Origin of the sequence: Paraburkholderia sp. SIMBA_053 (assembly GCF_046534895.1) — a bacterium.
Classification (GTDB): Bacteria; Pseudomonadota; Gammaproteobacteria; order Burkholderiales; family Burkholderiaceae; genus Paraburkholderia; species Paraburkholderia caledonica.
The window spans coordinates 1-264 of record NZ_JAWRXU010000895.1; the positions used below are offsets into that span (position 1 = coordinate 1).

Here is a 264-nt window from a genome sequence, read left to right on the forward strand (position 1 = left end):
GCACGACGCTCGCTGCAACCCGGATGCAGCGGCTGCGGTCGGCGCCGATGCGCCGCAAGCCCTCCCCGCTACACAGGATCGCCGCCGCCGCACCGTCTGAAACCGGCGCGCACATGGGCAGCGTGATCGGATAGGTGATCGGCGGCGCCGCAAGGACCTCCTCGATCGTGAACGCCTGGCGAAACTGCGAATATGGGTTATGCACCGAATGCAGATGGTTCTTCGACGACACGGCGGCGATCTGTCGTTGCGTGGTGCCGTATG

1 pseudogene is annotated in these 264 nt (G+C 65.9%); it reads right to left on the reverse strand.

What is annotated here, in order from left to right:
- Positions 1–264: pseudogene (locus SB753_RS38200) on the reverse strand (thiolase family protein); the annotation flags it as partial.